18 protein-coding genes are annotated in these 21,046 nt (G+C 73.9%); 13 read left to right on the plus strand and 5 right to left on the minus strand.

Going from position 1 to position 21,046, the window contains the following annotated elements; genetic code table 11:
• Positions 1–23 precede the first annotated feature (23 nt).
• From EIW28_RS16070 to EIW28_RS16085, 4 genes are all read left to right on the plus strand, one after another.
• Positions 24–908, plus strand: a complete 885-nt coding sequence (locus EIW28_RS16070; RefSeq protein WP_125248716.1) for a LysR family transcriptional regulator — start codon at positions 24–26, stop codon at positions 906–908.
• 93 nt (positions 909–1,001) lie between these two features.
• A complete protein-coding gene (locus tag EIW28_RS16075; RefSeq protein WP_232014007.1) occupies positions 1,002–2,069 on the plus strand; it encodes a tartrate dehydrogenase in 1,068 nt (355 codons plus the stop codon).
• Positions 2,070–2,118: 49 nt separating this feature from the next.
• Positions 2,119–2,685 (plus strand): DUF805 domain-containing protein, encoded by a 567-nt coding sequence (locus tag EIW28_RS16080; protein ID WP_197717307.1) that lies wholly within the window; start codon positions 2,119–2,121, stop codon positions 2,683–2,685.
• Between the two features lie 27 nt (positions 2,686–2,712).
• Positions 2,713–3,636 carry an ROK family protein gene (locus EIW28_RS16085; RefSeq protein WP_125248718.1) on the plus strand — a complete coding sequence of 308 codons (924 nt, stop codon included), beginning with the start codon at positions 2,713–2,715 and terminating at the stop codon, positions 3,634–3,636.
• Here EIW28_RS16085 and EIW28_RS16090 read toward each other — a convergent pair.
• The gene (locus EIW28_RS16090) at positions 3,633–4,118 is read right to left on the minus strand and encodes an anthrone oxygenase family protein (protein ID WP_158630426.1); all 486 of its coding nucleotides are present in this window, start codon (positions 4,116–4,118) and stop codon (positions 3,633–3,635) included. The two genes, EIW28_RS16085 and EIW28_RS16090, sit on opposite strands and share 4 nt — an antisense overlap.
• Before the next feature lie 193 nt (positions 4,119–4,311).
• Here EIW28_RS16090 and EIW28_RS16095 point away from each other — a divergent pair, with 193 nt between their 5' ends.
• Positions 4,312–4,959: a PaaI family thioesterase gene (locus tag EIW28_RS16095; protein ID WP_125248720.1), complete on the plus strand. Its 648-nt coding sequence runs from the start codon at positions 4,312–4,314 to the stop codon at positions 4,957–4,959.
• Positions 4,960–4,966: 7 nt separating this feature from the next.
• Here the strand turns inward: EIW28_RS16095 and EIW28_RS16100 are convergent, their stop codons facing one another.
• A complete protein-coding gene (locus EIW28_RS16100) occupies positions 4,967–5,896 on the minus strand; it encodes an alpha/beta hydrolase (RefSeq protein WP_197717308.1) in 930 nt (309 codons plus the stop codon).
• A gap of 296 nt (positions 5,897–6,192) precedes the next feature.
• On the opposite strand from EIW28_RS16100, the gene EIW28_RS16105 reads away from it, so the two are divergent.
• Together EIW28_RS16105 and EIW28_RS16110 are read left to right on the plus strand one after the other, a co-directional pair.
• Complete coding sequence (locus EIW28_RS16105) at positions 6,193–7,116, plus strand: ATP-binding cassette domain-containing protein (protein WP_125248721.1); 924 nt, start codon at positions 6,193–6,195, stop codon at positions 7,114–7,116.
• On the plus strand, positions 7,113–7,937 hold the full coding sequence (locus EIW28_RS16110) for an ABC transporter permease (RefSeq protein ID WP_125248722.1): 825 nt from the start codon (positions 7,113–7,115) through the stop codon (positions 7,935–7,937). Before EIW28_RS16105 ends, EIW28_RS16110 begins: the two co-directional genes overlap by 4 nt.
• 47 nt (positions 7,938–7,984) lie before the next feature.
• Here EIW28_RS16110 and EIW28_RS16115 read toward each other — a convergent pair whose 3' ends face one another.
• Positions 7,985–9,154, minus strand: a complete 1,170-nt coding sequence (locus tag EIW28_RS16115) for a damage-control phosphatase ARMT1 family protein (RefSeq protein ID WP_197717309.1) — start codon at positions 9,152–9,154, stop codon at positions 7,985–7,987.
• A 277-nt stretch (positions 9,155–9,431) separates the two neighbouring features.
• On the opposite strand from EIW28_RS16115, the gene EIW28_RS16120 reads away from it, so the two are divergent.
• From EIW28_RS16120 to EIW28_RS16145, 6 genes are all read left to right on the plus strand, one after another.
• On the plus strand, positions 9,432–10,706 hold the full coding sequence (locus tag EIW28_RS16120; protein ID WP_197717310.1) for an ABC transporter substrate-binding protein: 1,275 nt from the start codon (positions 9,432–9,434) through the stop codon (positions 10,704–10,706).
• An 83-nt stretch (positions 10,707–10,789) separates the two neighbouring features.
• On the plus strand, positions 10,790–11,677 hold the full coding sequence (locus EIW28_RS16125) for a carbohydrate ABC transporter permease (protein WP_408612224.1): 888 nt from the start codon (positions 10,790–10,792) through the stop codon (positions 11,675–11,677).
• Complete coding sequence (locus EIW28_RS16130) at positions 11,674–12,597, plus strand: carbohydrate ABC transporter permease (RefSeq protein ID WP_125248725.1); 924 nt, start codon at positions 11,674–11,676, stop codon at positions 12,595–12,597. Before EIW28_RS16125 ends, EIW28_RS16130 begins: the two co-directional genes overlap by 4 nt.
• Positions 12,597–15,197, plus strand: a complete 2,601-nt coding sequence (locus tag EIW28_RS16135; RefSeq protein WP_125248726.1) for a beta-galactosidase — start codon at positions 12,597–12,599, stop codon at positions 15,195–15,197. The genes EIW28_RS16130 and EIW28_RS16135 overlap by 1 nt, the downstream gene beginning before the upstream one ends.
• A 25-nt stretch (positions 15,198–15,222) precedes the next feature.
• Positions 15,223–16,449: an ROK family transcriptional regulator gene (locus tag EIW28_RS16140; RefSeq protein ID WP_125248727.1), complete on the plus strand. Its 1,227-nt coding sequence runs from the start codon at positions 15,223–15,225 to the stop codon at positions 16,447–16,449.
• Positions 16,450–16,535: 86 nt separating this feature from the next.
• A complete protein-coding gene (locus tag EIW28_RS16145) occupies positions 16,536–17,003 on the plus strand; it encodes an SRPBCC family protein (protein WP_125248728.1) in 468 nt (155 codons plus the stop codon).
• A 74-nt stretch (positions 17,004–17,077) separates the two neighbouring features.
• Here the strand turns inward: EIW28_RS16145 and EIW28_RS16150 are convergent, their stop codons facing one another.
• Both EIW28_RS16150 and egtA read right to left on the minus strand, forming a co-directional pair.
• Positions 17,078–19,531 (minus strand): polysaccharide lyase 8 family protein, encoded by a 2,454-nt coding sequence (locus EIW28_RS16150; RefSeq protein ID WP_125248729.1) that lies wholly within the window; start codon positions 19,529–19,531, stop codon positions 17,078–17,080.
• Between the two features lie 131 nt (positions 19,532–19,662).
• Positions 19,663–20,889, minus strand: a complete 1,227-nt coding sequence (egtA, locus tag EIW28_RS16155; RefSeq protein ID WP_125248730.1) for an ergothioneine biosynthesis glutamate--cysteine ligase EgtA — start codon at positions 20,887–20,889, stop codon at positions 19,663–19,665.
• Positions 20,890–21,046 lie beyond the last annotated feature (157 nt).

Genomic DNA, 21,046 nt, shown 5'->3' on the forward strand with positions numbered 1-21,046 from the left:
CGCCCTCGACACGCCGGAGCCAGATGGACGCACGCCAACTCGGATACTTCCTCGCGGTCGTGGACCACGGCGGCTTCGGCAAGGCCGCCGAGCACATCCACATCGCGCAGCCCTCGCTGTCGCAGTCGATCGCGAACCTCGAACGGAGCCTCGGCGTCGAGCTGTTCCACCGGGTCGGCCGCGGCGTCGTCCTCAGCGACGCCGGCCGCAACCTCGTCGAGCCGGCCCGGCAGGTCCTGCGGGACCTGGAGACCGCCCGCGACGCCGCGAGGTCGGTGCGCGAACTCGAACGCGGCCGCCTCGACATGGTCTCCATGCCCTCCCCCGGGATCGAGCCCCTCACCGCGATGCTCACCCGCTTCGCCGAGCGGCACCCCGGGATCCTCCTGAACGTCGCGGGCGCCTTCACCGCCGACGAGGTCGTCGCCCACGTGCGCACCGGCGCGAGCGAGATCGGGCTCCTCGGCTCGTCCGAGGACCTGCGCACCGCCGAACTGCGCGTGGTCCCGGTCGAGCGCCAGCCGCTCGTCCTCATCTCGCCGCCCGGCAACGGCCTCCCCGCGGGCGACACGGTGCGCCGGGAGGACTTCCGGGGCCTGCGGCTCATCGCCTCCCAGCGCGGCAGCATCATGCGCCGCTTCGTGGACGACCTCCTCGCCGACGGCGACGGCGTGCGCCTGGCGGCCGAGATCGCGCACCGGACCTCGATCCTGCCGCTCGTGCTCGCCGGGTTCGGGCACGCGGTCATGCCCGCGTCGTGGACGCCGCTCGCGGAGCGCACGGGCGCGGCGGTGCGCCGGATCGAGCCGGCCTGGCACCTGAACGTGGCGCTGGTGAGCCGCCCGGACGGGCTGACGCCGGCGGCGCGGGCGTTCATGGCGATGGCCGAGACCCGCTCGGACTCATAGGGAGCGGCGATGGGCGCCATCGCGAACCGGTCTTGGACGGGCGCCCGGGGCCGGGTGTTGACTCGAGGCGGACCTTCGACCCGAGGAGCAGCCGTGACCGAGTTCCGCATCGCCGCGATCCCCGCCGACGGCATCGGGCGGGAGGTGGTGGCCGCGGGCCGGGCCGTCCTCGACGCGCTCCAGGCGGGCGGGGGCTTCTCGATCGCGTGGGAGGAGTTCCCTTGGGGCTCGGACTACTACGCCGAGCACGGGGTCATGATGCCCGAGGACGGGCTGGCGGCGCTGGAGGGCTTCGACGCGATCTACTTCGGGGCGGTGGGGTGGCCGACGGTCCCCGACCACGTGAGCCTGTGGGGGCTGCGGCTGCGGATCTGCCAGGGCTTCGACCAGTGGGCGAACGTGCGGCCCGTGCAGTTCCTGCCGGGCATCGAGAGCCCGCTGCGCAAGGCCGACGAGGCGGCGCTCGACTGGGTCGTGGTGCGCGAGAACTCGGAGGGCGAGTACGCGGGCCTGGGCGGGCGGAACCTCGCCTCGCGCGGGCGCGGCGGCGAGATCGCGGTGCAGTCGGCGCTGTTCACCGAGGTCGGCTGCGAGCGGATCATGCGGTTCGCGTTCGACCTGGCGCGCACCAGGACGCGGCGGAAGGTCGCGTCGGTGACCAAGAGCAACGCGCAGCAGTACGGGATGGTCCTGTGGGACGACGTGTTCCGACGGGTGGCCGCCGACTACCCGGACGTGGAGACCGAGCGCGTCCTCGTCGACGCGATGGCCGCGAAGTTCGTGCTGCACCCGGAGGACCTGTCGGTGGTGGTGGCCTCGAACCTGAACGCGGACATCCTCTCCGACCTCGGCTCGGCGCTCGCCGGGAGCCTGGGCCTGGCCGCCAGCGCGAACCTGAACCCGGAGCGGCGGTTCCCGTCGATGTTCGAGCCGGTGCACGGGTCGGCGCCGGACATCGCGGGGCGGGGCGCGGCGAACCCGGTGGGGGCCATCGGGAGTGCGGCGATGATGCTCGAGCACCTGGGGCGGCGCGAGGAGGCGGCGCGGGTCGCGGCGGCGGTGGAGGCGGTCACCGCGCGCGGGGTGCGGACGCGGGACGTGGGCGGCACGGCGTCGACGGACGAGGTGACGGCGGCGGTCGTGGCCGAGCTCGGGGTCTGAGCACCGGCGCGGGCCTGGCATATGATCTGGCGGATCGACGAAGGGATCCGTGTTGAGCTGGTATGCCGGGGTGCTCGGGAACTACGCGGTGTTCTCGGGGCGGGCGCGGCGCCGCGAGTACTGGATGTTCGCGTTCTACCATGCGGCGGCCCTGCTGGTGCTGTGGCTGCTCACGATGGCGCTCTCGTTCCCGTTCCGGGACTCGATCGACGGCGACGGGGGCGCGGTGCTCGTCATCCCGTTGGCGCTGTACTACTTCGGGACGCTCGTCCCGCTCCTCGCGGTCACCGTGCGGCGCCTGCACGACACGGGCAGGTCGGGGGTGTGGCTGCTCATGGGGCTGATCCCCGGCGGGGTCGGGGCGATCATCATGATCGTGCTCCTGTCGCAGGAGGGCGACCCGCATCCGAACCGGTACGGGCCGGACCCGAAGGCGCCGCAGGGGTTCCACCCGCCGCTGGTCGCGCAGCAGCCGGTTCCCGGGGCGCCGGGCGGGTTCGCGCAGCCCGGTTCATATGCGCAGTCCGGGCCGTACGCGCAGCCGGGCCCGGTCGCGCAGCCGGCGCCGTACCAGCCGCAGCCGGGGCCGCGGCACCCCAGCTACCGGATCGAGTGAGCGCGGCCGGTCGATAGGCTTCGCGGCATGAACGTGACGATGGCCCTGGATCTCGGCGGCACGAAGGTGGAGGCCGCACTCGTGCGCGAGGACGGCTCGGTGGTCGAGGGCACGCGCTCGCGCGCGGCGACCGGCGCGGCCGCCGCGGCCGACCGGGGTGCGGCGGAGCGGGCGATCGAGCAGGTGGTGCGCCACTGCATGGCCGCGCCGGCGTGGGCGGGGGTGGCGGCGGCCGGGATCGGCTCCGCGGGGCCGGTGGACCTGGCCGCGGGCGCGGTGGCGCCGATCAACCTGCCGTCGTTGCGGGGCTTCGGGATCGTGGACTTCGTGCGCGGCGTGTCGGGGCTGGAGCGGGTGGTGCTGCGGCTCGACGGGACGTGCATCGCGCTGGCCGAGTCGTGGCTGGGCGCGGCGCGCGGGGTGCGGAACGCGCTGGTCATGGTCGTCTCGACGGGCGTCGGCGGCGGCGTGGTGAGCGACGGGCGGCTGGTGGCCGGGAGCGGCGGGAACGCCGGCCACATCGGGCAGCTCGTGGTCGACGCGGTCGAGGGGGACGCGGCGGCCGCGACGGTGGAGGGCATCGCCTCGGGGCCGAGCACGGTCCGGTGGGCGCGGGGCCGGGGCTGGGGCGGGGCGACGGGCGAGGACCTGGCGCGCGACTACGGCGCGGGCGTGCCGGTCGCGGTGGACGCGGTGCGCCGGTCGGCGCGGGCGGTCGGGCTGGGCCTGGTGAACGCGGCGACGCTGCTGGACCTGGAGGCGGCGGTGATCGGGGGCGGGTTCTCGTTCGTGGCCGAGGACTACCCGGAGCTGGTGGCGGCGGCGGTGCGCGAGCACGCGGTGAACGCGTACGCGGCGGACCTGAAGGTGGTGCGGGCCGAGCTCGGCGGCGACGCGCCGCTGATCGGCGCGGCGGCGCTGGTGCACCGCGCCGACCTGCTGTCGCGCTAGGTCGTGTAGAGGGCCCAGGCGAGGGCGGCGAGGCCGAGGAGGTTGGCGGCGCCGCGCACGTGGTTCCACTTGATCCAGGGCGCCTCGACCTCGGCGCGGAGCGCGGCGGGGTCGGCGAGCGCGGCCGGGTCGCCGGCGGCCTCGATCCGGTTGTTCAGGGGCACGTTCCTGGCCATGGTGCCGATGAAGCTCACGAGGTTGAGCGCGAGGCCGGCGAGGGTCCACGGCAGGGCGGCGCGGTCGTCGAGGAACAGGCCGAGGACGGCGGCGGCGAGGGTGAAGCCGACGGCGCCGAGGAACGCGGTCATGAAGCGGCCGTTGAGGATGACGCGGTTGATGTGCTGGAGGGCGGCGACCCAGGCGCGGTCGTCGAGGATGCTCAGGCCCGGCATCACCGAGTACGAGTAGCCGGTGAACAGTCCGGCCATGAGGCCGGTGCTGAGCAGGGCGGCGAGCAGGGCGATCAGGTGCAGCGTGTCCATGGTCGAGGGGCCTTTCGGTCGGCGGGGCCGAGGTCGCCTCCCGACCCTACTGACCGGCCTCAGTCGACGGTGCCCCGACCCGGGCGCGGCGCGGCCGCGGTTCGGCCGGGCCGGGGCTACGCCGTGGTAACCTTCGGAGGCCCTGGTTATAACGAGCGTCATAGGCCCGCTGGGGCCGGTTGGAGGAGCGCCGATGGAGGATCTCGAACTGCGCCGCAAGGCGGTCGCCGAGCTGGGCCGCGAGCTGCGGTCGCTCGTCGAGACGGTGGCGCGCACCGAGACCCCGACGGAGGTGCTCCAGGAGCTCGCGGGCGAGGTGCAGCGCCTCGAGGCGCGGTTCACTGGGCGCCGCCGCGAGCGATCCGAGATCCCCGACGTCGACGTCTTCCCGTTCGGGCTGCGGATGTACAGCCCCGCGACCGGGCACGGCAGCGCCGTCGCGCCGCCGATGGACATCGAGGAGCGAGAAGACGGCCTCGTCGGCCGCTGCGTCCTCGGCGTGGCCCACGAGGGCCCGCCCGGGTACGCGCACGGCGGCATGAGCGCGATGCTCCTGGACGAGCTCATGGGCTGGGCGTGCGCCGCGAAGGGCCTGCCCGCCATGACGATCGCGCTCGACATGCGCTACCAGCGGCCGGTCCCGATCGAGGCGCCGCTGCTGCTGCGCGCCCGCGTCACCGGCGTGGAGGGCCGCAAGATCACCGTCTCGGGCTCCGTCGTGCCCGAGGACGAGCCGGAGACGATCCTCGTCGCCGGGGAGGGCCGCTTCGTGGCGCCCGACCTCGACCGCGCCCGGTCGCTGTTCCCGGGCGCGAAGGGCTACCAGCGCTTCGAGCGGTGAGCGGGCGTCAGCCCGCGAGTCCCTTGGCGAGGAACGCGATCGACTCCTCGATCGCGGGCAGGCGCGGCGGGTGGTTGAGGTGGCCGTGGACCATGCCGGCGGCGAGGTAGGACGCGACGGGGACGCCGACGCCGGCGAGCTGGCGTTCGAGGAGCTCGGCCGAGGCGCGCAGGTCGTCGTACTCGGAGACGACGATCCGGGTCCGCGGGAGGCCGTCGAGGCGGGCCGCGCCCGGGAGCGCGTCGGCCGGGACGTCGCTGATGCGGCCGACGTAGTTGCGGACCATGCCCTCGACGCTCGCGGTGTCGAACCGGGCCGGGATCTCGGCCATCTCCGGGTACAGGCTCCAGTCGAGCGCCGGGTTCGGGTAGTGCGCGAACGGGTAGGCGAGGAGCATCGCGTCGGCCGGGCGCGGCCCGGTGTCCCTGGCGCGCAAGGCGGTCGCGATCGCCAGGGCGGCGCCCGCGCTCGCGCCGCCGACGGCGGCCGGACCGGCGGCGGCCTCGTCGCGGGCGGCGAGCCAGGTCCAGGCGGCGTGGACGTCGTCGACGGGCACGGGGTAGCGGACGGTCTCGCCGTCGGCGAGGCGGTAGTCGACGGAGACGACGAACGCGCGGGCGCGGCGGGCGAGTTCGGCGGCGACGACGTGGCCTTCGGGCATGTCGAGGTCGCCGTGGCCGAAGCCGCCGCCGTGGGCCCACAGGATCGCGCCGGCGAGGTCGCCGGCGGGCCGGTAGGTGCGGACCGGGACGGGGCCGTGCGGGCCGGGGACGGCGGTGTCCTCGACGTCGAGGCCGGCGGTGTCCCAGCCGCGGAGGGCGCGGTACTCGTCCATGAACCGCTGGACGCGAGCGTCCCGCTCGGCGTCGGTGCCGCCGCCGGCGGCCGCGTCGGCGGCGCCGCGGAACATCGCGGTGAAGTACTCGTGGACGGGCATGGGACCTCCTGCGGCGGTGGGGACCGGTCCAGTCTCCCGCAACGCGGCAATCGCTTCCACACCGGTCCGGGCTCACCGGTCCGTCACGCGCCTCGGGCGCGGTCCACCGCGAGTTCCCGCGGGAGGCGCTCGGCCAGCGCCCTCAGCGCCCCGGCGTAGCGCGCGTACGACCCGGGTACGACCCGGCGGCCCCGAAGACCCGCGTCCGGGCCCACGCGGCGAGAGGCGCGGGTCCGTAGCGTCGAACCCATGAGGCCGCGACGCCGTCGCGGCCCGAAGGGAACGAGGGAACCGCGATGATCGAAGCGCGCGAACTGACGAAACGCTACGGGGACAAGACGGTCGTCGACCGCCTGAGCTTCACCGTGAAGCCCGGCGAGGTGACCGGGTTCCTGGGCCCGAACGGGGCCGGGAAGTCCACCACCATGCGGATGGTGCTCGGCCTGGACGGCCCCACGTCCGGGACGGTCACCGTCAACGGGCGGGCGTACGGCCGGCACGCCGCCCCGCTCCACGAGATCGGGGCCCTCCTGGAGGCCAAGTCCGTCCACCCCGGACGGTCGGCCCTCGGGCACCTGACGGCGCTCGCGCAGACCCACGGGATCGGCCGCCGCCGCGTCGAGGAGGTCATCGAGCTCGCCGGCCTCCAGAGCGTCGCCCGCAAGCGGGTCGGCGCGTTCTCGCTCGGCAGGGGCCAGCGCCTCGGCATCGCCGCCGCGCTCCTGGGCGACCCCGAGGTGGTCATGCTGGACGAGCCGGTGAACGGGCTCGACCCCGAAGGCGTGCTGTGGATCAGGAACCTGCTGGCGCGGCTCGCCGCCGAGGGCCGGGCCGTGCTCCTGTCCTCGCACCTGATGAGCGAGACCGCGCAGGTCGCCGACCACCTCATCGTCATCGGCCAGGGCCGGCTGCTGGCGGACACGAGCGTGGCCGACCTGGTGGCGGCGTCGCTCGGCGGCGTCAGCGTCGCCGCGGACGAGGCCGGGAGGCTCGGGGCGCTCCTGGCCGGGCCGGACGTCACCGTGACCTCCACGGAGGGCGGGCGGCTCCAGGTCACCGGGCTCAGCGCCCGGGAGGTCGGCCGGGTCGCGGCCGAGCACGGCATCGCCCTGCACGAACTCACCCCCACGGGCGTCTCCCTCGAGGAGGCGTTCATGGAGCTCACCAGGGACGAGCTGGAGTACCAGAGCGCCCCCGTCACCGGAAGGACCGCGCGATGACCGCCGTCATGGAGAACCGCACCGAGGTCAAGCGGGTCGTGTTCCCGCGGGTGCTGCTGTCGGAGTGGACGAAGTTCCGCACCCTGCGCTCGAGCTGGATCACGCTGGGGCTCAGCCTGGTCCTGCTGGGCGGGCTCGGCGCGATCGCCGCGTTCACGTACAGCCCGGGCGGGGCCGAGGTGACCGACGGCCCGCCCGGGATCGCCGGGCGGCCGCTGGACGCGGTGAGCCTGGCGCTCATGGGGCTGTCGTTCGCGTCGATGGTCGTGGGCGTGCTCGGGGTGCTGCTCAGCGCCGGCGAGTACTCGACGGGCATGATCCGCTCGACACTCGCGGCGGTGCCGAAGCGACTCCCGGTGCTGTGGGCGAAGACGCTCGTCGCGTTCGCGGTGGTGTCCGCCGTGGCGACGCTGGGGGCGTTCGCGGCGTTCCTGATCGGGACGGCCGGGCTCGACGGGGAGGCGGTCGCGCGGTCGCTCGGCGACGACGGGGTCGTGCGCAGCCTAGCCGGGGCCGGGGCGTACCTGGGCCTGACCGCGGTCTTCGGGGTCGCGCTGGGGACGCTGCTGCGCTCCCCCGCGGGGGCGATCGCGTCGCTGGTTGGGATCCTGCTGCTGGTCCCGGGTCTGGCGATGCTGCTGCCGGAGTCGTGGTACGACGCGCTGAACCCGTACCTGCCGTCGAACGCGGGCGGGGCGGCGTACGCGCTCACGCAGGCCCCGGACGGGCTGGCGCCGGGCGAGGGCCTCGCGGTCTACGCGGCCTGGGTGGCGCTGGCGCTCGCCGGGGCGGCGGTCCGCTTGAAGCGCGCCGACTCGTAGGCGGCGCAAGGGAGCCCGGGGCCTCGCGGTCCCGGGCTCCGCGGTGTTCAGGCGTGGACCTGGATGACCGCGCGGGTGCCGGTGAGGCGCCAGTCGGGGGCCTCGGCGTCGAGTTTCGCGAGCCGGGCGGGGTCGATGCCGACGGCGAGGTCGGACTTGGCGGTGCGCAGGGCGGCGACCGGGCCGGGGAAGTGCCCGGCGGCCTCGGCGAACGGCGTGGCCGGGTCCCATTGGAGGTCGCCGACGAGGCGGCGGTAGTTGAGGTCGCCCTTGAGGATCACGAGCTTCGCGGCCGCGAACTCGGCGGCGAGGTCGGCGGGCAGGGTCCGGTAGTCGGTGGGGTGGACGTAGGCGCCGTGGGTGCGCAGGCGCAGCCAGCCCATGCGGACGGCGTCGCGCAGGCGGCGGGCGAGGTCGCGGACCTCTTGATGCGGGTCGCGGTCGAGGGCGGCGAGGGTGGCGACGACGTCCTGGCCGGTGGCGTCGGAGACGAAGTAGGGGTGCGGTTTGAGGTGGAGCTCGACCGGTCCGGCGGCGGTCTCCAGGAGGTGGTCGACGAGGGCGAGGTCGGCGGTGATCTCGCGGCCGGCGTTGTCGGCGACGACGATGACCGGGGCGTCCCCGGGGGCCTCGGCGAGCTCCCAGAGGGCCTCGGAGTCGTCGACGAGGACGTCGCCGGCGCTGGTGTCGGCGCCGGGGTTGTTCGTGCGGAAGCCGAGGTCGGCCTGGTTGCCCCAGAGGGCGGCGAGGAGGAGGGCGCGGCGCCGGTCGGCCGCGCCCGCGCCGCGCAGGGCGGCGTAGGCGTCGAGGTCGGCGCGCAGCTCGGGGCCGTCGAGCTGGGCGTGCTTCTGCGGCGCGAAGGGGTCGACGCCGCACCAGGGGCTGTCGTAGTGGTGGTACTCGACGGCGCGCAGGAGGCGCCGGTAGAAGTACGACTCGGCCCACAGGAACGGCAGTGACTCCCAGGGCCGGCCGGCGTGGGCCTCGACCTCGAGGTGCCAGGTGTGGATCTCGGGCCCGCCGGGGGTGCGGGCCGGGACGTCGCCGGCGAGGGACTCGGCGAGGAGCGCCTCCAGGGCCTCGGCCACGTGCGGCGGGTAGGGGAAGTCGGCGAGCAGGTTGGCGACGAGCACCGGGTGGCGCTCGTGGAAGACCGAGCGGCTGAAGGAGCCGGGCCGGTCGATGCCGATGGGCGGGGGCAGCTGCGGGTCGGGCACCTCGGCCCCTCCGTTCTCTCGCGCGGGACGCCGCCATGATCGCATCCCGGTCCGGGCCGGTGCGCGGCCGTTCGCGCCCGGTGTCCGCGTTGGGGTGTGACGCACCGCATTCCGGCGATCACCCTGTTATCGGTCAATCCGTCCGCCACCTGCGGCGACGTTTCTCGAATCGTTATCAAGGGGGACCTATCCAACCATTTATCTATGGGTTAGATTTACCCCCGTCTCAACCCCGTGCCGACGGTGTAGTCGGCGCAAGACAGAGAGAGGCCGAGACATGGAGAACAAGATTCGCCGGCGCACCCTCGTCCAGGCCGCGGCCACGGCGGGCGTCGCGGCGCCCGTGCTGGCGGCGTGCGGCTCCGGCGGCGGCGACGCCGACGGTCCCCTGAAGATGGTCGTCTGGGGCGGCGACCTCGACAAGGAGACCTACCAGGCCCGCATCGACTTGTTCGAGGCCGAGAACCCCGACATCAAGATCGAGCTCCAGCTGATCCCCTCGGACCAGTACGAGCAGAAGGTCCAGACGATGATCGCGGGCGGCGACGGCCCCGACATCATGCAGGTCGCCGAGGGCGTCAACACCTACTCCTCGAAGAGCCAGATCCTGCCGCTCGACGACTACGCCAAGGACGCCGGCCTCGACCTCGAGCAGCGCTTCGGCCCCGTCGGCAACCTGTACTCCTACGAGGACAAGGTCTACGCGATCCCGGACCGCTCCGGCGCCATGATCGTCTACTACAACAAGGACCTGTTCGACGCCGCGGGCGTCGCGTACCCGACCGCCGAGTGGACCCAGGAGGACGCCCAGGCGGCCATGGAGAAGCTGACGGTCCCCGGCACCCAGTGGGGCTACGGCGGCGCCGGCTGGTGGCCGCAGTGGTGGTCCTTCGCCTACCAGAACGGCGGGCAGATCATCGACGACTCGGGGCGGCCGACCGCGAACTCCCCCGAGGTCGTCGCGGCCCTCCAGTGGGCCAACGACCTCGCGCACAAGGACCACTTCGTGCCGACCGCCGCCGAGTACGCGGACATGGGCCCGGACATGGGCGGCGACCCCGCCTTCGCCGCCGGCAAGGTCGCGATGAACACGACCGGCTTCTGGGCCATCGGCGGCCTGCTGGAGGCCGACATCAACTGGGACATCGCCCCGCTGTGGCGCGGCGCCCAGCAGGCCGTCTCGGCCTTCGGCTCCGGCCTGGCGATCTCGCGCGACTCCAAGAACCCCGAGCGGGCGTTCAAGGCGATCGAGTTCCTCACCGGCGCCGACGCGCAGGAGGTCATCATCGACAAGGCCCAGGACGTGCCCGCCAACCTCGAGGTGCAGCAGTCCGACGCGTTCCTGGCCCCGGCGTGGGCCACCAAGCCGATCAACATGGCCGCGTTCGGCGAGTCCGCCGACTTCATCTTCCGCGCCCCGTTCATCCCGCAGTGGAACGAGATGCAGGCCGCGTTCAACGACAACCTCGGCACGTTCTGGAACGAGGGCGGCGACGCCCAGACCGAGCTGGACAAGATCCAGGCCCAGCTCGAGTCGATCATCTCCGACTGATCGGGACCGCAACGATGTCGAAGACCATCGACGAGGCCCCCGGCGCGGTGCGCGACGCGCGCCGCGCCGGGAGGCGCCGCACCATGTCGTCGCGGAGCAGGAAGGAGGCCTTCTACTTCTGGCTCTTCATCTCGCCGTGGCTGATCGGGTTCGTCGGGTTCCTCCTTGGCCCGATGATCGCCTCGATCTACATCTCACTGACCGAATGGGACTCGTTCACGCCCCCGGAGTGGGTCGGCCTGGACAACTACGCGAAGGCGCTCACCGAGGACCCGGTCTTCTGGAAGGCCCTCGGGAACACCTTCTACTACGCGGCGATCTCGGTGCCCCTGGGCCTGGCGATCGGCGTGTGGCTCGCGAACCTGCTGAACAAGCGGGTGCGCGGCCGCAAGCTCTTCCGCACCTTCATCTACCTGCCGACGCTCGTGCCGCTCGTGGCGACGGCGATGGTCTTCAAGATGGTCCTCGCGCCCTCGGGCCCGCTGAACGAGGCCCTGAGCTGGATCGGCATCGACGGCCCGAACTGGCTGCTCGACCCGACCTGGGTCAAGCCCGCGCTCATCGTCCTGTCCGCGTGGGGCGCCGGCGGCGCCACCGTGCTCCTGCTCTCGGCCATGAACGGCATCCCGCGCGAGCTGTACGAGGCCGCCGAGATCGACGGCGCCGGCGCCTGGCGCCAGTTCTGGTCGGTCACGTTCCCGCAGATCACGCCCGTGATCTTCTTCAACCTCATCATGGGGCTGATCGGGTCGTTCCAGATCTTCTCGCAGGTGTACATCCTCACCGCGGGCGGACCCGACAACGCCAGCCAGATGGTGGTCCCGCTGCTGTTCCGCGAGGCGTTCTCCTTCTACCACTTCGGTTACGCGTCGGCCGTCGCCTGGCTGCTGTTCGTCGTCATCATGGCGTTCACGCTCATCGCGTTCCGCACGTCCCGCAGCTGGGTGTTCTACGAGCAGGAGGTCAAATGACCGGTCTCGCGTCCCAGGCCCCGGCCCGCGCCGGCGCCCGGCGGAAGCGCCCGGAGCGCGAACCCCGCCTGCTCTCGGCCTTCAAGGCGTCCCCGGCGACCTACGCGGTCCTGCTGGTCGTCTCGGCGGTCTTCTTCGTCCCGTTCATCCTCATGGTCTCGATCTCGCTCTCCAGCGACCTGACCAGCTCCCAGAACGCGTTCACGGTCATCCCGACCGAGTTCGAGTGGCGGAACTTCACCGAGGTGTTCACCGCGACCGGCCTGCCGGTCGGGCGGTTCGTCCTCAACTCGGTCCTCATCGCCACGCTCTCGGCGGTCGGCCAGGTGCTCTCGTCCTCGCTCGTCGGCTACGCGTTCGCGCGGCTGCGGGCCCCGGGCAAGGGCGTCATGTTCATGATCGTGCTCGCCACGATGATGATCCCCGCCCAGATCACGATGATCCCGCAGTTCCTGCTGTTCAAGGAGCTCGGCTGGGTGAACACCTACCTGCCGCTCATCGTCCCGAACTTCTTCACCAACGCGTTCAACGTGTTCCTGGTGCGCCAGTTCGTCTCCCGCATCTCCGGGGAGCTCGACGAGGCCGCGCAGATGGACGGCCTGGGCTACTTCGGGGTGTACCGGCGCATCATCCTGCCGATGATGTGGCCGATCCTCACCGCGATCGCGATCTTCACCCTCACGCACGCGTGGGGCGACTTCATGGGCCCGCTCATCTACCTCAACTCCGAGGAGTCGATGCCGCTGGCGCTCGGCCTCCAGTACATGACGGGCACGAGCAACGAGATGCAGCTGCCGCCGTGGAACCTCGTCATGGTCGGGTCGATCATCCTGACCCTGCCGATGATCGCGATCTACTACCTCGGCCAGAAGTACCTGTACGAGATGAACCTCCAAGGCGGAAGCGCGGGAGTGAAGTGATGACCGACCTGTCCGCCCCGGCCGCGGGGCTGGGCCCCTCCGGGCTCGTCCTCGACGGCCGCGAGGAGGCGCTGCTGTGCGCGTCGCTGTTCTACTTCCGGCTCCCGCGGGAGACCTGGGAGTCGCGGCTCGCGCAGGTCCGCGCCACCGGCTACCGCATGATCGACGTCTACCTGCCGTGGAACTTCCACGAGACCGCCCCCGGCGTGTGGGACTTCGAGGGCCGCCGCGACGTCGGCGCGTTCCTCGACCTCGCGCACGAGGCCGGCCTCGCGGTCATCGCCCGGCCCGGCCCGTACATCTGCTCCGAATGGGACGGCGGCGCGCTGCCCGCCTGGCTGGGCCTCGACCCCGACCTGCGCCTGCGCCAGGCCGAACCGCGCTTCCTGGAGCAGGTCCGCGGCTGGTTCGACCGCGCGATGCCGCTCCTGGCCGAGCGCCAGTGGGGCCGCGGCGGGTCCGTCGTCGCCGTCCAGCTCGAGAACGAGCTCGACTTCTTCGACACCGCCGACCGGCACGCGTACATCAGCGCGCTGCGGGACATGGCGACCGCGCACGGCATCGAGGTGCCGCTGGTCGCCTGCGCCGGCCAGGGCGACCTGGTCGGCGCGAACGGCGGCGTCGAGGGCGTGGCGCCCGCGTTCAACTTCTACCCCGACGACCGCTCGCCGTTCGTCGAGGCCGAGGTGCGCCGCTACGCCGACCTCGTCGCCTCCCGGGGGCTGCCGCTGCTGGTCACCGAGACCAACCGCAGCCACGCCACGCTCCGCCGCCTGCTCGTCAGCGGCGCGGTCCTGATCGCGCCCTACCTCCAGGCGTCCGGGTTCGACTTCGGGTACACGCCCTCGGTCGGCAACTGGGGCGACCCGGGCGGGCTCATGACCCACGACTACGACTTCGGCGGCTACCTCTCCCCCGTGGGCGAGGCGCGGGCCGAGACCGCCGAGGCCCGCGTGCTCGCCGCGTTCGCGCGCACGCTCGGCCCGGCCCTCGCCAAGGCCCGCACCACCGAAGCCGAAGGCGTGCAGGACGTCTCGGTGACCACCAGCTCGTCCCCGTCGCGGCTCCTCCTCGACGGCGGCGGCACCGTCACCGGCGTCCCGAACCTCGCCGAGGAGCCGGGCACGGCCCTGGTGAACGGCGTCGAGGTGGCGCTCGCGCCGCGCTCGACCGCGCTCATCGTGCAGGACCTGCCGCTGGCCGGCTTCGGCCTGCCGGGGACCCTCGTGTTCGCCGCGGCCGACCTCGTCGGCGCGGACGCCGACGGGCTCCGGTTCGCCTCGCGCACCCCCGGAACCGTCGCGTTCGCGCACGGCGACGAGGCCCCCGTGTCCGTCGAGCTGCCGGCCCCCGCCCCGGGCGCGCCGGTACGGCACCGGGTCGAGTCCGGCCCGGCCGCCTGGCACGTGGTCGTGCTCCACCCCGAGGACGTCCCCGGCCCCGACGGCGCGCGGGCCGAGATCACCGGCCCCGCAGGGGAACCCGAGCCGCTCACCGCCGCCGTCCGGCTCGCGGCGGCGACCCGCTCCGGCGAGACCGAGGCGCACGCGCTGCCGCCGGCCTCCGAGGCCGCGGGCGTCCACCGCGGCCGCACCCACTACGCGACCGTCCTCGACGGCGTCGCGGAACTGCTCGTCGCAGGCGCGGCCGACATCGTGGACCTCGCACTCGACGGGGAGGCGCTGCCGACCCGCGTCGGCTACGGGGCGACGTTCACGCTCCCGACCGCCGGGAGGACCGCGTTCGCGGCCACCGTGGAGACCTGGGGCCACGCCAACTTCGACGACACGCGCCTCCCGGGCCTCGCGCTCGGGTCGCTGCGCGGCCTCGGCCGCGTCTGGTCCGTCGAGTCGCGCGAGGACGTCCACGCACTGTGGACCGTCGACGGCGGCGAGCAGTGGGCCGGGGACCCCGCGCCCGTGCGGAGCCTCGGCGGCTGGAGCAGCACCCGCATCGGGCGGCCGGCGACCTACCGCCGGACGCTCCCGGTCGACGGCGTCGCCCACTACGCCCTCCACCTCGGCGAGCTGACCGTCCCGGTCGAGGTCGCCGTGGACGGCGAGGCGCGCACCGTCAGCCCGCTCGACCCGTGGGTGCACCTCGCGCCGGGACGGGGCCGCGACATCGCGGTCACCGCCCCGCACTGGCCCGGTTCCGGTTCCGGCCCTGTGGAACTGCTCCGGCTCGAAGCCGTGCGCGGGTGGCGGGTCGAGGCCCAGCCGGACACCGCGATCCTCGCGCTGGCCGCCCAGGAGGCCGCCGGGACCGACGTCGAGCTGCCGCTGTGGCTCGCGCCGGGCGAGGAGGTCTGGCTCGACGTGCCCGTGCCCCCCGGCGGGCGCTCGCTCCGCTTCGAGGGCGAGCAGGTCCGCGTGAGCGCCTTCGCGCGATACTCGTCCGAGGGCGAGACCCGATGCGAACTGCTGGGACGGGTGTGGCTCGACGACGCGCACCGGCCCCGGTTCACCGGCGGCGATCCGGGTCGACTGTGGATTCCGGCCGGGTGGAACTCCGGTACCGTCAGGTTGCTGGTCCGCGGCACCGCCGGAGGCGCGCAGCCGCGCCTCGCCCGCGCGACCGCCGCCCCCGCACCGGAGTAGCAGCCCCACAGCCCCAGGAGTTCCCATGGCCCCCACCAGGCGCACCTCACGCGACATCCGCAGCGAGTCGCGGCTCGACGTGCTGCACGCGCTGCTCACCGCGGGCGAGACGACCCGCAACGAGCTCGCGCGCACCACGGGCCTGAGCACCGCGACCGTGGCCACGGTGGTCAGCGACCTGCTCACGGGCGGGATCGTCACCGAGGCCCGCGTCGCGTCGGGGCGCGTCGGGCGGCCCACGACACTCCTGCGGCTCAACCAGGACCGCGGCCGCATCGTCGGCGTCGACGTCGCGGAGACCTACATCAGGGCCGTCGTCTTCGACGCCGCGCTCGACGAGGTCGCCGCCGCGGAGGTCGCGGCCGACGAGCGGCACGACGAGACGGAGGAGGTCGTCGACGGCGTCGCGCGCGCCGTCGACGCCGCCCTCGCGCGGGCGGGCACGCCGCGGGACGGGGTGCTCGGGGTCGGCATCTCGCTCCCCGGGTCCATGCAGCGCTGGGGCGGGTCCTCCCCCGTCATGCCGAACGCGGTCTGGCGGCACGTCGACCGGCTCCGCGAGCGCCTCGGCCTGCCGATCGTGGTCGACAACCCGCTCAAGGCGATCGCCACCGCGGAGCTGTGGTTCGGCCAGGGCCGCCGGCACTCCAGCACCATCACCGTGAACCTCGGGACCGGCGTCGGCGCCGGCATCATCCTCAACGGGGCGATCCTGCGCGGGGCCACGAACTTCGCGGGCGAGTGGGGGCACAGCCTCCTCGCGCTCGACGGGCGGCCCTGCCGGTGCGGCCGCCGCGGCTGCGTCGAGGCGTACGTGGGCGCGCTCGGCATGCAGCGGACCCTGGAGGCCGTCGCCCCCGAGCACCCGCTCGCGTCCGTGCCGCTCCAGCGGGACTTCATCGGCGCGCTCGCCGCCGCGCTCGAACCCCCGGAGCCGGACCCGGCCGTCACCGAGACGATCCAGCGCACCGCCCGCTACCTGGGGGCGGCGCTCGCCGACCTGGTGGCGATCGTCAACCCCGAGACGATCACGCTCACGGGGTGGACGGTGTGGGCGCTCGGCGACCACCTGGTGCCCGCGGTGCGCCGCAGCGTGGTCGCGGAGGCGCCGGGGGACGCCGCGGCCGACCTGGAGGTCGAGGTGTCGACCGTGCGCGGCAACTCGGTGGCGACCGGGATCGCCACGATCGCCTTGGAGCGCTTCCTGAGCGACGTCGGCCTCGTCACCACCCGGGTTCCCACCGCGCTCTGACGTGTCGCTGGGCGGCCGCCGGGGTAACCCGGGATCGGCAGACGACGCGCCGACCGGCGCGTTCCGCGACCGAAGGAGGATGTGCCTTGAGCACCATCACCGAATCAGTCGACGTCGAAGTCCCGGTCTCCACGGCGTACAACCAGTGGACGCAGTTCGAGACGTTCCCGCAGTTCATGGAGGGCGTCGAGGACGTCCAGCAGATCGGCGAGACGCTGACCCACTGGCGCACCAGCATCGGCGGGGTCTCGCGCGAGTTCGACGCGGCCATCACCGAGCAGCACCCGGACGAGCGCGTGGCCTGGACCTCGATCTCCGGCCCGACGCACGCCGGCGTGGTCACCTTCCACCGCCTCGACGACCTCCACACGCGCGTGACGGCGCAGATGGAGATCGACCCCGAGGGCTTCGCCGAGACGGCCGCCGACAAGCTCGGCGTCCTCGACCGCAAGGTCAAGGGCGACATGCAGCGGTTCAAGGAGTTCATCGAGAACCGCGGCACCGAGACCGGCGGGTGGCGCGGCGACGTCGAGCCGCCCGGCCTCCCGCTCTGACCGGGGGCCCCGGAGGGGGTATTTGACAGCGGCCGGGCCGCGCCGTCGAACGGCGCGGCCCGGCCGCTGCGCGTCTAGCGGAGGACCGCGGTCTGGGTCTGGCCGCCGGTGTCGGCGAGCTGCACCGTGAGGCGCGGGCGGTCGCCGGGCTCGAACGCGACGGTGTCGTCGCCTTCGGCGAGTTCGCTCGCGGGGAACGGCAGTTCGATGACGGCGGTGCCGGTGGTGCGGCCGGAGTCGGCGACCGCGACCTGGAGGCCGTCGTCGCTCTGGCGGACCAGGACGGTGGCGGGGGCGTCGCAGGCGAGGCCGCCGGCCTCCCCGGCCTCCCAGAAGTGGGCGGCGACGAGGCCGGCGCCGGAGTCCTGGACCGCCTGCACGGTGGCGGTGTTCGCGAGGACGCGGAGGCGGTCGCTGCCGGCGGCGGTCGCGGTCGCGGTCTCGTCGGCGCCGGGGAGCAGGACGTAGGCGTAGGCCGCGCCGGCGGGCGAGACGCCGTGGTCGAACCAGAGGGTGGCGTAGCGGCGGGCGTGGACCTCGGTGTCGCCGCCGCCGGTGGTGGGGCCCTGCTCGATGTCGTTCCAGGCGCCTTCGCGGGTCTCGCGCAGGCCGCGCAGTCCGGTGGCGCCCTGGGGGAAGAGGTAGCCGCCGACGCCTTCGAGGTGGATCCACCGGGCGTCGTCGAGGCTCGCGGACCAGCCGGGGTCGGCGCTCTGCTCGTCGCCGTTGACGGCGAGGCGGGGCGCGCCGTCGGCGCCGAGGTTGCGGTGCTCCACGGTGGTCTCGACGGTGCGCCCGTCCGAGGCGGTGATGTCCGCGCCGAGCGCGATCACGGCGTCTTCGAGGACGAACCAGGACTTCTTGGCGCGCAGGGAGGAGCCGTCGGCGACGAGGTCCATCGCGGCGGCGGCGAAGCGGTCGAGGACCGCGCCCCCGGCGACGTCGTTCTCGGGCAGGAGCTTGACCATGCCCTCCTCGGCGGCGATCACCTCGCGCTCGCGGGTGTCCACTGTGGTGCCGGGGAGGCGGTAGGGGTTCACGGTGGGCCAGAACTCGTCGTTGTACTGGCGGGGGTCGCCGGGCAGGTAGAGGTAGTGCGCGCCGTCGCCGAGGTACCAGCCGCGCAGGTTCTCCCAGTTGCCCATCTCGTAGGCGGCCACGCGGTTCGAGGACATCGAGAGCGCCCACGACCAGCCGGGGCGGCGGACCACGACGCGGTCCATGTCGGCGAAGACATGGGTGGCGTCGGCGCGCGGGGCGGCCGCGACGGCGGGGTCGTCGAGGATGGCCTTGACGCGGCTGATCCCGGCGATGCCGGCGGTGGCGGCGTAGGGGAACGACTCCTGCGAGCGCTCGACCCAGCCTTTCACGAGGGCGTCCCAGCGGGCCCGGTACTCGGCGGGCGCGCCGACGGCGAGCTGGGTGAGCGCGGTGATGAAGCCGGCGCCGTTGTGGAAGTCGCGCTGCTCGGGGCGGGAGATCCCGCGGCCGTACACGCAGTCCATGAACAGGCCGTCCTCGACGAACGGGGCGTAGGAGCGCTCGACGGCGTCGTAGAGGACCGGCACGTCCTCGTCGACGACCTCCCCGGCGGAGCCGGCCAGGAGGGAGACGGCGAGGCCGGTGGAGGACAGGAGCGTGGTCCCGTACGCGGCGGCGTAGGGGACGTCGTCGTGCTGGATGAGGGAGCCGTCGCGGTAGAAGCCGTCGCCTTCGGTGACGTACTGGAAGAGCGAGTGGCGGCCGTCGTCGACCTTGCCGGAGAGGTCGTCGCGGGCCTGGCGGAGCTTGTCCTCGTCGCGGCCGAGGATGCCGCGGAGGGCGAGGATGACGGCCTTGTCGGCGCGGTTGGCGCCGGTCTCGTGCGTGTTCGGGTTGACCACGCGCATGTCGGCGTCGGGGCACCAGCGGTCGACGGCGGCGAGGAAGTCCGCGAGGCGTTCGGCGGGGATGCGGTCGTACAGGATCGTGCAGGTGCGCAGGAGCGCGGCGGGCGAGCCGATCTCCCACCAGTACCAGTTGTCGACCTGCTCGGCGTGCTCGTTGTAGCCGCCGTCGTAGAGCAGGCCGAGCCCGGAGACGACGGCGTCGGCGACCTCGTCGCTGCCGTGCTGGGAGGTGCCGGGGGTGGCCCAGGCGATGGCGAGGCGGTAGAGCTGGCGGAAGGAGTTGTTGAAGTTCGAGGCCGAGGAGACGGGGGCGAGGTCGGGCCACACGGCGGTGCGGGAGTCGCTGCGGTCCATGGTCTCCCACAGCGGGGCGGCCTCGGACTCGATGCGGCTGATGGCGGGCGCGTACTCGGGGTCGGCGGGGTCGATCGCGCCGCCGACGAGGAGTTCGGCCGCGCGGGTGCGGAGCGCGTCGAAGTCGAGGGGGTTCGCGGGCCCGTCCGCGGCGGTGATGCGCGGGGTCTCGGCCGCGCCGGAGAGGTAGGCGCCGAGGCCGACGCCGGCGCCGACGCCCGCGAGTCCGAGGGCCCCTCCCAGCAGCAGTCGGCGGTTGAGGGAGGAGGGCGTCGTGGCAGGCATGCGGCGTCCAAATCAAGGCGTCGGCGGCGAAGCGGGGTGGAGGTCGCCCCAATACTAGCGGCCCCTTGGGGAACCGGCACTCCCCCGCTGACCTGGGCGGGCCCGTCGAGACTCGGGCCACAGTGCACGATTCAGCGCTGGTCGGACACCAGGTCGTCGGCGCGGGTGCGGCCGCGGGCGACGAACGCGTCGGTGTAGCGGTCGAGGGCGGCGGCGAGGACGGGGTCGGGCTGGGCGTCGCGGGCGGCGGTGAAGCAGGCCAGCGCGGCGGCGGCGATCGGGCCGTCGCGCAGGGCGGCGGTGGCGGCGCGCAGGTAGAGGTCGGCGGGGGCGGCCCCGCGCCAGAGCGGTTCGAGGGCGGCGTTCGCGGCGTCGGCGGCGGCGGGGTCGTCGAGGAGGGTGGCGGCGAGGGCGACGGGGACGATCCAGTCGGGGCCGGGCTGGGCGTCGATCATCCGCAGTTCGAGGTAGCGGCCGCGGGGGCGGACGGGCGGGAAGAGGGTGGTGGCGTGGTAGTCGAGGTCGTCGCGGGTGGGCGGGCGCAGGCCGGTGCCACGGAGCCAGTCGCGGAAGGTGAGGCCGCGGGGGACGGTCCAGCGGTCGGGGCCGCGGACGGCCATGACGCGGGCGTCGAGGGCGTAGCGGGCCCAGGACTCGCGGGGGTCGCCGGCGGGGACGGGGCGGGAGCGGGTGGGGTCGATGGCGGTCCACACGTGCTGGCGGGTGGAGCGCCAGAGGCTGGGTTCGCCGCGGCGCAGCGGGGAGTTGGCGAAGGCGGCGATGAGGACGGGGGCGAGGCGGTGGGCGAGGTCCCAGCGGGCGGCGAGGCCGTGGGGGCCGGGGAGGTCGAGGCCGGTGTCGAGGCAGACCTGGACCGAGGCGGTGTTGGCCATCATCCAGCGGCCGGCGCGGCCGTCCTGGTCGAAGAGCTCTTCCATGGCCTGGTATCGGGGGTTGCGGACGACCCTGCGGGGCAGGCGGATCGGGTCGAGGCCGAGGCCGAGGAGTTCGAGGCCCTCGGCGGCGAGGGCGGCGGTGACGCGGGCGCGGTCGGTCTCGAGGTCGTCGTGGCAGGTGCGCAGGGGCGCGGGGCGGGTGCTGAGTTCGAGGGCGCCGCCGGGTTCGAAGGTGAGGCGGGTGCGGCGGGGCAGGGCGTCGCGGACGCCGAGGAGGGCGCGGACGGACTCGGGGTCGATGCGGCGGCGGCGGTCGGCGGGGCTGGTGAGGTGCCATTCGACCTCGGCGCCGACGCGGGCGGGGGCGACGGGGAGGAAGGAGCGGGAGGCGAGGTGCTCGAACGCCTGGTCCTCGGTGAGGGGGGCGGCTTCGGTGCGGTCGCGGAGCGTGGCTTCGGACATGCTGACTCCCGGTCTCGGAGGAGACGGCGGGCCGCGGGCCCGCTTCGAGTATTCCTATCGGATCAATAGGATATAAGCATGGTACGGCCCGCGCGCCTTCCGCGCAACCACGACCGGGCGAAGTGGACGAGCGCGGCGGCCAGGCGTCGTCGGCGGC

The organism is Glycomyces terrestris, assembly GCF_003933745.1.
GTDB classification, from domain to species: domain Bacteria; phylum Actinomycetota; class Actinomycetes; order Mycobacteriales; family Micromonosporaceae; genus Glycomyces; species Glycomyces terrestris.